Annotated in this window: 16 protein-coding genes; 3 read left to right on the top strand and 13 right to left on the bottom strand. The window is 34.8% G+C overall.

Features of this window, described 5'->3' with window-relative positions:
- Positions 1-76: 76 nt before the first annotated feature.
- From H624_RS0102955 to H624_RS0102925, 6 genes are all read right to left on the bottom strand, one after another.
- Complete coding sequence (locus H624_RS0102955; RefSeq protein WP_026866259.1) at positions 77-1588, bottom strand: DNA/RNA helicase domain-containing protein; 1512 nt, start codon at positions 1586-1588, stop codon at positions 77-79.
- A gap of 85 nt (positions 1589-1673) precedes the next feature.
- Complete coding sequence (locus H624_RS12180) at positions 1674-2507, bottom strand: hypothetical protein (protein ID WP_051220454.1); 834 nt, start codon at positions 2505-2507, stop codon at positions 1674-1676.
- A gap of 557 nt (positions 2508-3064) precedes the next feature.
- A complete protein-coding gene (locus tag H624_RS0102940; protein ID WP_026866257.1) occupies positions 3065-3319 on the bottom strand; it encodes a hypothetical protein in 255 nt (84 codons plus the stop codon).
- 104 nt (positions 3320-3423) lie between these two features.
- Complete coding sequence (locus H624_RS0102935; RefSeq protein WP_026866256.1) at positions 3424-3975, bottom strand: GNAT family N-acetyltransferase; 552 nt, start codon at positions 3973-3975, stop codon at positions 3424-3426.
- Between the two features lie 35 nt (positions 3976-4010).
- Positions 4011-5282 carry a Y-family DNA polymerase gene (locus H624_RS0102930; protein WP_026866255.1) on the bottom strand — a complete coding sequence of 424 codons (1272 nt, stop codon included), beginning with the start codon at positions 5280-5282 and terminating at the stop codon, positions 4011-4013.
- Between the two features lie 240 nt (positions 5283-5522).
- Entirely contained in the window at positions 5523-5891 is a 369-nt protein-coding gene (locus tag H624_RS0102925) for a VOC family protein (RefSeq protein WP_026866254.1), read from the bottom strand.
- A 146-nt stretch (positions 5892-6037) separates the two neighbouring features.
- On the opposite strand from H624_RS0102925, the gene H624_RS12530 reads away from it, so the two are divergent.
- Positions 6038-6133, top strand: a complete 96-nt coding sequence (locus H624_RS12530) for a type I toxin-antitoxin system Fst family toxin (RefSeq protein ID WP_152023464.1) — start codon at positions 6038-6040, stop codon at positions 6131-6133.
- A gap of 78 nt (positions 6134-6211) precedes the next feature.
- Here the strand turns inward: H624_RS12530 and H624_RS0102915 are convergent, their stop codons facing one another.
- Genes H624_RS0102915 through H624_RS0102905 form a run of 3 tightly spaced genes read right to left on the bottom strand, consistent with a single transcriptional unit; the run spans position 6212 to position 7415 of the window.
- On the bottom strand, positions 6212-6559 hold the full coding sequence (locus H624_RS0102915) for a DMT family transporter (RefSeq protein ID WP_026866253.1): 348 nt from the start codon (positions 6557-6559) through the stop codon (positions 6212-6214).
- A gap of 10 nt (positions 6560-6569) precedes the next feature.
- The gene (locus H624_RS0102910; protein WP_026866252.1) at positions 6570-6878 is read right to left on the bottom strand and encodes a DMT family transporter; all 309 of its coding nucleotides are present in this window, start codon (positions 6876-6878) and stop codon (positions 6570-6572) included.
- Complete coding sequence (locus H624_RS0102905; protein ID WP_026866251.1) at positions 6879-7415, bottom strand: TetR/AcrR family transcriptional regulator; 537 nt, start codon at positions 7413-7415, stop codon at positions 6879-6881.
- 186 nt (positions 7416-7601) lie between these two features.
- On the opposite strand from H624_RS0102905, the gene H624_RS0102900 reads away from it, so the two are divergent.
- Positions 7602-8843 (top strand): YeeE/YedE family protein, encoded by a 1242-nt coding sequence (locus tag H624_RS0102900; RefSeq protein WP_051220466.1) that lies wholly within the window; start codon positions 7602-7604, stop codon positions 8841-8843.
- A gap of 43 nt (positions 8844-8886) precedes the next feature.
- Here H624_RS0102900 and H624_RS11530 read toward each other — a convergent pair whose 3' ends face one another.
- The 4 genes from H624_RS11530 to H624_RS12175 form a co-directional block, all read right to left on the bottom strand.
- Complete coding sequence (locus tag H624_RS11530; RefSeq protein WP_051220453.1) at positions 8887-9492, bottom strand: YdcF family protein; 606 nt, start codon at positions 9490-9492, stop codon at positions 8887-8889.
- Between the two features lie 115 nt (positions 9493-9607).
- Positions 9608-10582 carry an LCP family protein gene (locus H624_RS0102890; protein WP_026866249.1) on the bottom strand — a complete coding sequence of 325 codons (975 nt, stop codon included), beginning with the start codon at positions 10580-10582 and terminating at the stop codon, positions 9608-9610.
- A 142-nt stretch (positions 10583-10724) separates the two neighbouring features.
- On the bottom strand, positions 10725-10970 hold the full coding sequence (locus tag H624_RS12525; RefSeq protein ID WP_156889131.1) for a hypothetical protein: 246 nt from the start codon (positions 10968-10970) through the stop codon (positions 10725-10727).
- On the bottom strand, positions 10954-12183 hold the full coding sequence (locus H624_RS12175; RefSeq protein WP_051220452.1) for a vWA domain-containing protein: 1230 nt from the start codon (positions 12181-12183) through the stop codon (positions 10954-10956). The genes H624_RS12525 and H624_RS12175 overlap by 17 nt, the downstream gene beginning before the upstream one ends.
- A gap of 215 nt (positions 12184-12398) precedes the next feature.
- Here H624_RS12175 and H624_RS0102875 point away from each other — a divergent pair, with 215 nt between their 5' ends.
- Positions 12399-13367, top strand: a complete 969-nt coding sequence (locus H624_RS0102875) for a DUF1002 domain-containing protein (RefSeq protein WP_051220451.1) — start codon at positions 12399-12401, stop codon at positions 13365-13367.
- Positions 13368-13449: the final 82 nt, after the last annotated feature.

Raw genomic sequence — 13449 nt, 5'->3', positions numbered from 1 at the left:
TTAACTCTCTCCACTCATTGGTTTAGTAAAGTTCATCAAGTTATTTAATTTTATCACGATTTCAAATATAATTATTTCACTTTGATTCTTTATCTATTTTTCTTGTTAATATTTCTTGGATTTTTATAAATACTTCTGGATTTTTAATTATAACTAGAGTCACTTTACCTTTAGACCTTGTTAGAGCTTGGTATATGCCCTCAACTTCAAGATAAGGATAGTATTCACTATAGTTTGAACGTAGATAACCATCTTCATCATAATAGAAGTACTTATCTATAATTATTGTTATTTTTTCATACTCTCTTCCAATTACATCATGAATTTTCAAAGAATTATTTCTAACGTTCTTCCTTTTAACTTTACCTGATGATTTTGTTACATATTCTGTAAGCTCTATGCATACATACTCCTTCTTCTCCAAGCTTAAAATATAATCTTTCGCTAATTCTTTATCATTAAAATACGAAATATCAATATTGTTATAATCATAATCCTCATGATGTTTCACATTGGTCTTTAATACCTTTTCTATAAATGCAATCGTTTCATGGTTAGTTCGTATCTTATTCTTTAATTTATAAAAATCAAATTCCGGATTGTCTTTATACTTCTGAAAGATTTTTCTAGCCTTTTCTTCTATTGAAAGTACTTGTCTATGATCAAAAGCAAAATATATATCTTTCTCTTTATATTCTAGTATGCTGTCTAATTGCTCCTTATATATTCTTTGAGCCTCATCTATCATAACTATATCAAAGTCCTCTATGTACAGCTGATAACTTTTAATTGGCTTCACTGTAAATCCAAATACCTCAGTAAGGTATTCATGATTGTTTAGGTTACCACAGAATAACATCAATACTTTACTACCTTTATCACTCAATTCTTTGGCAATGTCGTACAGTAAAAGTGACTTTCCAGTTCCTGCTTCACCTTCAATACATATTCTCTGTTTCTTAGATTGCATAATTTTTAATTTCATATCTCTTTGATGCTGGCTTAAATAGTAAGAATGTTGACTAAATGACTCCGGGTTACTATAGGGCGATACTATAAATTTATTTACATCTATTCCTTCTAACTCATTTATATTTATAAACTCTGCTTCTATCATTTCAGCCAAAGTATCAAAATCCGTCTCTACCAATACATTGTCTTCATTTAAATTATAAAGTACTTGCTCTGAGGCTACATACATAAATGAGTAAACCTTTTTCTTTAAAATACTCAATATGAATTTATGTCTTTTTAATTGATCGGTTATGTCTTCTAAACCATTTTTGGGATAGGTTGTCTTTAACTCAACGTTCAGTATTGCTTTTTCACTAAATCTTAATAAATCAAATTCTTCATCTATTTTATTATCAATTCTATATCCTAAGAAATAACCATTCTTTTCCTCACTTGTCAGCTTAGTACTAAGTAATTCTAGAAAATTGTATAAATCTTGATACTCATGATTTATTTTATCGTCTCGTTTTCTAATATATTTATGATCACAAACCTTTATAAATGATCTTAAAACATCTTCATTATCTGTTTCATATATAGATTTGTAATAATCAACATTGAAACTTTTATGCAATTTGTACTCCTCCATTTGGATATATTTTGTTTTTTATTATTCTGAAGAATATCTTCTTTCCTCTTCCTATAATACGAATAACTGTCTATTGATACTCACTTAGTATTCTTTGCCATTCATTTTGTGCCTCTTGGTCGCCGGAGACTTCAAATCCTGAAGTTGGTGTATATTCTCCTCGTGTACCATCATCGTTGTATTCACCGAATCCAGAAGACAGACTGGTTTCTTCTTTTGCAGAAATATGTTCATAGACTACACCGTTATCTGCAAGCATATACTTGTGAATATTTGTGTCATCTACTGCCATGGTCTGATAACCGGATGCAGTACTTTCTACTTCTGTGTTTTCGTCCGCACCATACTCACCACTTAAGGGATTGTAAAATACTACGCCACCTACTGCGTGTATATCAAAAGCATCAAAGCCAGGGTTATCTAAATCCTGTGCTTGAACATCTCCATGTGGTGTGGATGCATACCAATCACCATGTCCAGCTGCACCGTGACCAAAGTAATAATCCGTTACAGCCAAATTACCAATTTCAGCACGTTCGACTGCCCAGTTGTAAAACTCATCATTCATAGCCTGTTTTTCTTCTTCACTGAATTCACGTGCAGTAAACTCTGGTGTTTCAGCAACTTCACGATTACTCTCTTCCGTTTCCATGTCGTCTTCTGTTTCAGCGATTTCAGTATCGTCATTCTCATCAGTTTCTTCTGTAGCTTCTGATTCTGTTGACGTTTCTTCTTCAGCTGTGTCTGTTTCATTATCTTCTACTTCATGTTCATCCGCTTCGTTGTCTACAACTTCTTGGTTGTCTTCCTCAAGACTTACCGCTTCTTGATTTTCAGTTTCTTCACTATCTCCACTACATGCAGCAAGCATTAGTACGACCATCACACTACCCAAACGTTTCATCTTCTCGTTCTACCTCCACATTTATTGTTTTTCCATCCCTAAAATGGTTATTTGTATATAAATTACATTATTTGTTATTAACCTAAAGCACTATTTTTAAACGTTTAATAGGATGATATTATATGAATAAATACTTAAGGATAATAGTACCAATTCTTGCAACTGGTGTTATCATTCTCGACTTCTACTCTAGTATACTGCCTATAAATTTAAGTAGGTCTTTCGTTCTCATAATTATTTTAGGATTAATTGGACTGTCGATTTTTATAAGTTTTCGTCAGACAGAGTATGAAGACCTAAAAGAAACCTATTTATACCAAAGAATTACTACGATCTATGTTGTAGCATTAGTGATTATATTAAATATCGTATTTCCCGTCTCCACTGAAAGTTTTTTTAGAATCAGCCATCCAGTCTTTTGGATGTTAGTTTTACTTTCTTTTACAGATGCATATAAAACTAAACAGCGATTAAATAAGTATGACTCTGAAAATATAAAGACCTGACTTTCAGCACTGAAGGTCAGGTCTTATTACGTATAATCATCTAGCCTAGTTCTATAAAAATAATATTCTTACTAGGAATATTCCAATAATATTAATCCCTATCGTAGAGAGGCTTAATTTTTTAGCGCTTCCTTCACCTGTTTTGCTGATGAGTAAAATCACAACACTTAAAAGTGCTAAAACAATTGCGATGTAGAATGGTAAGCCTAGTGGTGATAGGTAATTATTATTAGGCTGATCGGCAGCAAATGTGGTAATCAAATATATTAAATTGATGATAGATAATATCAATATCGTAATCCGCATATCATCACTTCCTTACTGTCCTTCTATCTCTTATAATTACCTTTCCGGTCTTTATTAAACCTAATGAGGATAAAATAGAAGAAGGGGGCCAACTTTTTAAATTCTTAAACATGAGTAAAATCATAGTACATTAAAAAACCTTGGCTATCTGGGTCTTCTGATAACTCTAGGAAACCATTTTTCTCGTAAAACTCTTTTAATCTTTTCGACTCATTTAACTTATTCTCTTTTTCCGACTCATATGCTGAGGCTTGTAGGATAATACAACCCATATCAGCAATCTTACCCCACTCTAATATTTCTTTTAATATTTGCGAACCAATACCTTTATTTCTGTGATTTTTGTTGACATTCATCATACCAATTACCATTAAAGATCCCCAGTTCATTCCTTCAATTTCAAAATCATTATCATCAATTTGTGGCTTAAGATACTCATATATACTTAATGCATCATTTACAGAATCAAACACATCAAATAAATTCGTCTCAGTCAAGTTGTATATATTCATTATAGATACTGTAAAGAACCCTATATCTTCATATGTGTCATCATCATTATAGCTTCTAATCTTTCCTTTCCCTTCAATAATTTTTAAATCTGTATTGACCTGTGTATTTAATTCCATAGATACATAAGTGTAATCATCTTTCATATGTACACTCTCCTTCAATTTTTTAAATTATCCCTCTACCTTTTATGTCCCGCAATCAAACCTTCTCTCAATTTCAAGGTAGAGGCTTCTGTACAGCTAATGGCTCGCATAATAGACAGTTGTCCATATTTTTCTTTTAGAGCATCTATGGTCTTCATTAGGGCTTCTTCTCTTAATAATTTGTCTGGGTCTTGAAAGAGTGAAATCTGCTTGGCACTGTCTGGTATAAAGTTCGATAGTGAGACTGATATGGTTCTGTAAAGTTCATAGGGATCGGCGATTCTGTTGATATGTTTCCAAACCAATTTCATAATATCCATTTCGTTGTTAGATCCTTCTTTAATGGTAAATTGCTTTCTATATATATGACCGCCCTTGGTACCGAGTGTAAAAGCCACGGTTCTTGCAAGTTGTTTCATCAAACGCATTCTATGGACGACTTCATCGATATGTTCAAACAAAACAACATAGGTTTCTTCGAATTGATAATCTCTCATGAGTATTTGGCTCTTCGCAATGGATGGTGAATGGACGACATGTTTGTTACTGATCTGACTGAAATCAATACCATTAGCGTGTAAGTGCCAGTCCACACCAACAATACCGAAGTCTCTTTTTAAATGAGTATGGGGATATTTTGCTAAGTCTCCTATAGAAAATATGCCACGTTGGTTGAGTTTCTTTTCACTTCTGTGGTTAATGCCCCAAAACTTACTCAGTGGTTTTATATCCCATAGTTTGTCTGGAACATCTTGATAACGCCATTCTGTGATACCATCTGGCATGTGCTTGGCTTCAATATCTAAGGCGACTTTACTAAGTAACATGTTATCGCCGATACCAATGGCAGAACCAATCTTTGTTTCTTCATAGATTTCATCTTTTATAAGTTTAGCAAGTTCCTTTGGGCTATCTGCAAAGAGTTTGTAGCTATGAGTGACATCCATAAAGAACTCATCAACTGAATACTGATGAAAGTCTTCTGGTGCAACGTATTTCAAAGCAATTTCTGTAATGCGTTTGGTGTAATCTAGATATATTTTCATAGATGGATTGATGATATAAATATCACTTCTTGAAGGAATTTCAAATAATCTAGATCCTGTTTTAATGCCAATCTTTTTTAATTCTGGAGTCGCTGCGAGTACAACAGAGCCAATACTTTTCGTATCTCCGACGACAGCGAGTTTTACCTTCATAGGATCTAAGCCTTTTAATATACAAGATACACTGGCGAAGAAGCTTTTTAAATCTACACAGAAAATATGACGCTGTGGGCATAGATTATAGTTATATAATTGATACATTTAGACCCTCCTATAAAGAACATATGTTCTATTTTAGCATGGATCTTAATGTTTAATAAGTTATATCACTTATAATATTAAATAAAATTTAAAACACAAAAAAACCACCAGACGCTCTTCCCAGCGTTTGGTGGTTCGTGTGAAGTCATGTACACTATTTTTGTTACCTATAATTTAACATATGCAGAATTATATTACCAGTTTGAAGTATTTATTTCATACAATCGTTCTAATATAAAATTATAACCACTCTAAAAATTCTAATCTATTACCAAATGGGTCATGAAGATAGAATCTTTCTGCGCCTTCTAAGTTATCATCTTCTCTAATCTTTACACCTTGTTCCATCAGTTTACTTCTTAGGTCTTTTATATTTTTAACTTCAAAGGCAGGATGTGCTTTTTTAGCAGGCTGAAAATCGTTTTCTACACCGACATGTAATTGGTGTTGACCGACCTGAAACCAAACGCCGCCTCTTTTGGCTAAGAGATCAGGCTTTTTGATTTCCTGAAATCCTAACTTGTCACCATAGAATGCTCTCGCTTCATCTTCTTGATTTCTTGGTGCTGCAACTTGTACATGATCGATACCTTGAAAAGAATAGGTCATTCGACTCCTCCTTTTAGAACAATAATAACATTAATTTATAATAAAAAAATCCTGCCAAAAAATCGAACACACGTTCTATTTTTGTTATAATTATTATATCGCCTATTCTTCCCGGGCGAAATATGTTCCGGGAGGGGGTGGAGTTCATGGACGCTATTTTTGTATATTTTGTTGGACCGGTCATCGTTGGATGTATCGTCCAACTGTTCAAGCACTGGCTTGAATTACAAAGGAAAGATTAGGCGATAAGCACAAAAAGCCCCGAGTTGTTCTTCCCAGCAACTCGGGGTTAGTGTGTGAAAGTCTAAATCTATTTGAACTTAAACTACACCGTCTGCTCCACTCTCTTCTTTCTTAGACATATTCATAATGACAACCCCGACTATAATAATAGCTAGACCGCTAATATTGATTAAAGTGAGGACTTCATTAAATAAGAATATACCAACTATAGCTGTAACGACCGTGCCTAGTCCTGCCCAAACACTGTAGGCAATGCTAAGTGGTATACCTTTTAAGGATATCACTAATAAGGTAAATGATGCGGCGTAACCAATAAACATACCAATCGTCGGAGCTAAAACTGTAAAGCCTTGAGATAGATTTAGCATGGATGTTGCGAATACTTCAAATAGGATCGATGTAGTTAATATTAAAAAGTATTTCATAGTTCTCTCCTTATACTCTCATCAGCACAACACCGGCAATAATTAAAATGATACCGATGAGTGCATTTTTTGTGATTTGTTCTTTGAATACTAGATATCCGACCATGGCCGTGAATGCAGTACCTGCCCCACTCCAAACGGCGTAGGCAAAGCTTAATGGTAAGCTGATTAATGAGAGTGAGAGTAAGAAAAACGCGAGTATATAACCGCCTGCAATGCCGACAATATAGAGTTTGTTATCACTTGTTGCTGTCAATTTCATCATGGTTGTACCGAAAACTTCTGATAAAATTGCGCCTAATAAATAAATGTATGGCATTTAATTCACTTCCTTTTCTAGTGACTGAATATAGTTGCTAACAACTGTCTCCATCTTCTCTTTGTATTCACTGCTGATGTTATAGGTTAAAGTAAACCAAATTCCGTCACAAATCATTCTGAGTTCGAGTATCTTATTTTGATCCCCTTGATCATTTTCAAAAGCTTCATCCCAACGTTTAATTGTATCTTCCCAATATGCCTTACTTCTTTTGTCTTCGTGGGAAGAAATGAATACTGCAGGTAATAGAATATTCTCTATTTCTGTTAAGTAATCCATAGTTGCTAAGGCGTATGCTCTAGTGTATTGGTATGGACCTGTTAAGTTTGCTTTATAACCACGAATACTGTCTTCAAATTCATTGATGACTTTTTCGTTCATTTTGTAGAGTAATTCTTCCTTGTTTTCAAAATGATAAAGTATGCCACCCTTAGTGATTTCTGATGCCTCTGCTAGATAGCTCATGGTGAGTTTTTGAATACCTTCTTCGTTTACGATTCTTGCTGCATTGATGAGTAATTGATCTTTTTTCTTCATTTTTATACCTCTTATTTTACTATACTAAACGTTCAGTAGAGTAAATATAGCACGAATTTTTCCGTAAATCAAGAGTGAAATTTGAATAAGTATCATTATTTTCTTTGACAAACATCCACTTCCCTCTTATACTGACGAAATCATAGTAAATAAGTAGGAATAGGAGTGTTGTTCTTGGTTTCTAATATAAATACGGTAAGCAATATTAACAAAAATACTAAAACTCAAGTGAAAGCTTTAAATCCGCCACAAAAATGGTTGATTACTAGTGGTGTCTTAGTGAGTTTGGTTTTATTTATATATTTAGCAATAACTCAAGATGTAGTTCAACCGATACTACTGATTATAGGATTATTATTGGGATATACTTTGTTTCACTCTCGCTTTGGTTTTACTTCTGCTTTTCGACGATTGATGTCTGTAGGTAATGGTGAGGCGATCCGTGCACATATGGTTATGTTGGGTACTGCGACCTTACTTTTCGCGCCGATTTTAGCGTTTGGGGTTTCATTTTTTGGTGCTGAGGTAAAGGGTTATGTTTCTCCTGTCGGTGTGAGTCTAATCGTTGGTGCTTTTATATTTGGTATTGGTATGCAGCTTGGTAATGGTTGTGCGTCTGGTACTTTATTTAATATTGGTGCTGGTCGTTCGGTTATGTTTATTACCTTAATTTTCTTCATTATTGGTACTACGATTGGAGCGGCGCATTTACCGTTCTGGACTGAGGATTTACCATCAATGGGAACATTCTCTTTAGCAACATCTACTGATCTTGGTTATGGTGGTGCGTTAATCGTTTCTTTACTTATCTTTGGATTGATTGCTTTTATAAGTAAGGTAGTTGAGAGAAAGAAAGATGCGCCTAAGGCAGCGACGGTTCCGTCTACTCATGGTTGGAAGAGAGTTTTTAGAGGGTCTTGGCCAATGATGGTGGCGGCTGTGGTGTTGGCTGTATTAAATGCTTTGACTTTAATGGTTCGTGGTGAGCCATGGGGGATTACTTCTGCTTTTGCTTTATGGGGTTCTAAAATTGCGGAAATTCTTGGTTTTGATGTTGCGAGTTGGGGATATTGGCAAGGTGAAGCGGCGACTGCTTTACAGGCGTCAATTTTTGCTGATACGACGACTATCCTTAATATTTGTGTAATTTTAGGCGCCTTTATTGCGTCTGCTGCTGGTGGATTGTTTAAGTTCACTAAGATGACTAAGGGTAATTTTATGGCTTCTGTTATTGGTGGGCTGGTGATGGGCTATGGTGCACGTTTAGCTTTTGGTTGTAATATTGGGGCTTATTTTGGTGGTATTGCTTCCTTCAGTCTTCATGGTTATATTTGGGGTATTGTTGCTATTGGTGGTACCTTCTTAGCTTTATATCTTAGACCTTTATTTGGATTGTCGGTTCCTAAGTCTAATGATTCGGTGTGTTAAAATTTAATCGATAAAAACCGAAACCCAATGAAAAATCCTAACATCATTTTTGGATGTTAGGATTTTGTTCGTCGTGATCGCTTTGATCTATAAAGTTGTATAGTCCGAGTCGGTAGCCCCAGAGTTTGTAGAATTCACTAAACCACAGACTCATTGTATTACCACGCTCGTGCCATTCTTTTCCGTCTGTATTTGGAGCAGAGATGTAAGATAAGTCGAATTTATTATTGTTTACTCTATCATATATCATTTTAGATCTTTTAAGATGGTAGTCACTTGTAACGACGAGGGCACTGTCGAATTCGTATTCATCCATTAGTTTTAAGGTTTCGGTTGCGTTTGTATAGGTACTTGTTGCATCATGTTCTTCTATAATTGCTGATTCGGGTATTCCTAGTTCTGTTGCAAATTCTATAGTTTGTGGGTAAATGTGCTTTCTTACTGGTGAAATAATGACATAATCAGCATAGTTATCATGATACAGTTCAGCCGCCTTTTGCATGCGTCCCTTGTCTCCACCACCGAGCATGATTATTACATCAGCTTGTTTTGGTGTGTCTGTCTTACTATGATTGAGGCTCTCAGTAAACACAACAAGAATCATTATTAAACATATACCTAGTATAATTATTACGCCTTTTATTTTCATTGAGGCCTCCTAATATCACTCAAATTATTTAAGTGCGTAATCATGGTATCATAAGTTCTAATGAATTACAGATTAAAATACTTATAGTGTAATACATAGATATCTAAATAAATTATTAGAAATCCTCTTGCTCACCATTTAAGAATTTCTTTAACTCTTCACTATTCGTTTCAAAGTCCATATCAATGACATTTCCAGTATAGCTGGTATCCATAAATTGATAGGTATTTTCTAAAGGTAAGGTCATTGAATCAATATCCTTATCGCCTCTTACTAGGAAGCTCGCAATCATTCTGTACATTTCTTTGTTGGACATTGATGTTTCAACATAACCCATGCCTGTTCCTATGATTTTAGGCAGTTTAACAACACCGCCTACACTGACAACTTCATCTTTAATTGCAGACAGGACTTGCTGCTGACGTCTCACACGTCCAAAGTCACCTTCTTCGTCATTTCTAAATCTTGCATATGCAAGTAAGTCCTGCCCATTTAATTGTTGAACACCTTTATGAAGTGTCGTATCAATTTTTTCTGACATGTCCTTTTCAACATCAATTTCTATACCGTCTGGGTTAATCACATTTACAGTATCGGTAAATGCTTCATAATCTACGGTCACATATTCTTCTACTTCTAGTCCAAAATTACGTGAAATGACTTCTCTTAAGAGTTCCATACCACCTAATGAATAGACCGCATTTATTTTATAGTTTTGATAGCCTGGTATTTCTACATAGATATCACGCATCAGTGACACAAGTTTCATGTCTTTTTTCATATAATCATATTGACCTATCATCACGACATCCGTACGTTCTGCACCTTCATCCATACGGTCTTTACCAACGATGAGAATTGTCTTCTTACCATCATTATTGTCCACTGGGTCAAACGTTTCTGATTCTGTTTCGACACCATTTTCTTTAGCAATATTTAAACCTGATCTATAGGAAAACACTATATATAAAGCAATAATTATTATTAAGGCAATTGCACCAAGGAAAACAAATCCTCGTTTTCTAAGTTTTGTTTTCTTAACAGTTTTATATTCTTTCTTATCGGATCTTCTCATCTGCTCATTGTCCATTACTAACTGCCCCTAAACTTTTCTTAAGAACTAATTGTACGTCATCTTACTTATATTATAAAGTGAAAACAGATTTAATCAGCCTACAAATTACATACAAAAATCCCACTAAGTTAGTTGATTTAACTTAGTGGGACTATAACTATTCTTCTGCGTCTTCTTTATATTCACTCTCAATTTCTTCAAATTCTTGATTGACAGTTTCTTGGAGTTTTTCTTTTTCAGCCTCTACATCTTCACTTGATTCGTCATAAGCTTCACTTAAGAAATCTCTCACCAAGAGATATCTCTCATCTGCCATTTCTCTAGCTTCTGGATATCGATATTCCTGAGAACTACTTTGTGAAACATCATTTAAAACCCCGTTAATACTATTTACTAACTTCACGGTTTGCTGTAGCTGCGTCATTGTATACTTGTGTTTTGTCTAGCATTTTGTCATTACTTGCTTGAGTAATATTTTTTAAGTTCTCATTCGACCAATCTCTATATTTTATAAAGAGATTTAGTTTTTCTTGTTTTAATACTCTAGACAATTCATCAGGATTCGTTGCAGATAGGTATTCCCCACCGTTAGCCTCAGTGATATCTACCAATGATTGAACTTCATCATCTTGAATGTCAAAGCCAATTATATTTAACACTGTTTCAATGTTCTCATCTTCAGGTAGATCTTGTACAGCAGCAACAGGGTCTCCATTACAAGTTTCCTGACCATCACTTACAACGTATATTGTATGACTACCAGTCGCTTCACTCTCTTCAATCACTTTACCGACTTCTTCAATAGCAAGGGCAAGTGGTGTAAATCCTTCACTTCCGTATTGACCTAGAGCATCATTAAATTCAGCTTCATTATACTCACCAATTGGAAATGTTTCTTCAACTGCTGAACATGAATTATCTTCTTCTGAGAATCCATAATTGATTAGACTCACTTGTGTACCATTCGGCATATCTTCAACAAACTGGTTCACTGATTCTTTAGCTGCATCCATCTTCGTCGTGCCATCAATTTCATCCGCCATACTGCCACTATTGTCCATTAAAATATATACGTTATTTCTCATTGAAAGCTCACCATCTTCAACTTTCAAACCACCAGGTTGATCTGTTAAATCAACAAGCTCAGCTGAAAAGTCCTGGAAATACTCGATACCTTCTTGAACATCTGGGTGACCACCAAGCATTTCTATTAATTTTTCATAGACCATTTCATCTGTTACTTCACCATCGTTATCTTCTATAAATGTTGTTAACTCATCCTCAAGTTCCTCTCTAGAAGCGTCAACCATTGTGCCCTCTTCTTCTTCAAGAACTGAATCTAAAGAAATTTCGATATCTTCTTCTTCTGCTGCTTCACTTGATGCTGAATCTTCCTCAGTGTTGTCTTCTGATTCACTTGAATCGCTCTCTGAGTCACTATCTTCTTCTGTTGAAGATTCATCAGTACTCTCATCTGTATCTTCAGATTCATTATCATTAGTAGCTTCAGTTCCCTCTGTTTGGCTTGTGTCTTCTGTCGCTTCGTCTGTGCTACCTTCCGTTGTGCTGCATGCGGTAAGTATAAATAAGAGTGCCATTAACAAAAATGCTCTCATCATTACACCCCTTGTAAATTTTCAATTTTAATTTAAGTATAGCTTATTAATATTATCTAAAAACGTCAATTCTAAAATTAGTTTGTAAAAATTCTGTAAATTTCCTATCTGGATATTTCTATGTAACTTTCATTTTCCTTTAATAATTACTTGGTAAAATGATTACAATGCTAGTTCTGTAGCATGAAAAATTAAAACAGTTGGGAGTTAACACAATGATTAAAAAATTACTTGTACTCACAGTCGTATCACTATCTGTATTGATTCCATTTACATCACAGAATATCAATGCAGCAAGTGAATGGGATAATGCTGTGACAGTATATGGTGCTGCTTTAGAATCTGATACGGGTTTACAAGAACAGACTGCAGATCTACTCGGCGCGAGTGATTCTGATATCATCGATTATGTATATAGTGAGGATGTCAGTCAGTACGTAAATCAAAATTATGACAATAGTGTCTTAATGTCGAGTATTCGTATACAACAAACGTCTGAAGGTAGCGGCTTAAATATAAATATTGATGAGTCACTGGGTAACATAACGATGATCTCTGAAGAAACTTATCAAAACGCCTTATTAACTTCAGGCATTACTGATGCGGATGTCACGATTGCGGCTGCTCAAGATGTAACTGGTGAGAGTGCCTTAGCTGGTGTTTACAAAGCATACGCTGCTCAAGGTGAGGAGATTGACCCTGAGAAAACTCAAAATGCTCAGGATGAATTGGATGCTATTTCTGACATTACAAATGAGAATAGTAATGTAGAAGGCTTTACACAAGTTCAATTAAACAAAGTAATCACTGAAGTAAAAGTTGAGATCATCAACAACTTTAATGGTGAAGTAAGTGAAGAACAAATTCGTTCGATTCTTGATGAGAAACTTGCAGAAAATGGTTTAGAGGGATTACTAAGTCAGGAACAAATCGATCGTTTAGTTGAAATCTTTAACAGTATTAAAGACTCAGGAATTTTCACAGGTGAAGAGGCACAGAGATTAGTGGATTCATCTGAAGATCTTTTGAATAGAATTACATCAAGTGATTCATTCCAAGATGCTAAAGACAGTGCATCTGAATTAGGCCGTGACATTGCGGATTCTGAAGAGGTCAATTCATTTATGGAAGCTCTCAGAAACTTCTGGGATCGTATCGTAGAATTCTTTAGAGGATTGTTCTAGAGGTAGCATAATCTAATAGAAGCAACCTAAAAACTTATGTTTTTAGGTTGCTTCCTTTTTGTCTATTATCTTTTATTCTTTC

Origin of the sequence: Jeotgalicoccus marinus DSM 19772 (assembly GCF_000425825.1) — a bacterium.
Lineage (GTDB): Bacteria > Bacillota > Bacilli > Staphylococcales > Salinicoccaceae > Jeotgalicoccus > Jeotgalicoccus marinus.
Note: the sequence above shows the minus strand (reverse complement) of the source record. Positions and strands in the feature narration are given on the sequence as shown.

Excerpts from the sequence above, each read along its gene's own strand:
- H624_RS12180 (WP_051220454.1), bottom strand. The coding sequence starts at position 2,507 with ATGAAACGTTTGGGTAGTGTGATGGTCGTACTAATGCTTGCTGCATGT.
- H624_RS0102940 (WP_026866257.1), bottom strand. The coding sequence starts at position 3,319 with ATGCGGATTACGATATTGATATTATCTATCATCAATTTAATATATTTG.
- H624_RS0102935 (WP_026866256.1), bottom strand. The coding sequence starts at position 3,975 with ATGAAAGATGATTACACTTATGTATCTATGGAATTAAATACACAGGTC.
- H624_RS0102930 (WP_026866255.1), bottom strand. The coding sequence starts at position 5,282 with ATGTATCAATTATATAACTATAATCTATGCCCACAGCGTCATATTTTC.
- H624_RS0102925 (WP_026866254.1), bottom strand. The coding sequence starts at position 5,891 with ATGACCTATTCTTTTCAAGGTATCGATCATGTACAAGTTGCAGCACCA.
- H624_RS12530 (WP_152023464.1), top strand. The coding sequence starts at position 6,038 with ATGGACGCTATTTTTGTATATTTTGTTGGACCGGTCATCGTTGGATGT.
- H624_RS0102915 (WP_026866253.1), bottom strand. The coding sequence starts at position 6,559 with ATGAAATACTTTTTAATATTAACTACATCGATCCTATTTGAAGTATTC.
- H624_RS0102910 (WP_026866252.1), bottom strand. The coding sequence starts at position 6,878 with ATGCCATACATTTATTTATTAGGCGCAATTTTATCAGAAGTTTTCGGT.
- H624_RS0102905 (WP_026866251.1), bottom strand. The coding sequence starts at position 7,415 with ATGAAGAAAAAAGATCAATTACTCATCAATGCAGCAAGAATCGTAAAC.
- H624_RS11530 (WP_051220453.1), bottom strand. The coding sequence starts at position 9,492 with ATGAAAATAAAAGGCGTAATAATTATACTAGGTATATGTTTAATAATG.
- H624_RS0102890 (WP_026866249.1), bottom strand. The coding sequence starts at position 10,582 with ATGGACAATGAGCAGATGAGAAGATCCGATAAGAAAGAATATAAAACT.
- H624_RS12175 (WP_051220452.1), bottom strand. The coding sequence starts at position 12,183 with ATGAGAGCATTTTTGTTAATGGCACTCTTATTTATACTTACCGCATGC.
- H624_RS0102875 (WP_051220451.1), top strand. The coding sequence starts at position 12,399 with ATGATTAAAAAATTACTTGTACTCACAGTCGTATCACTATCTGTATTG.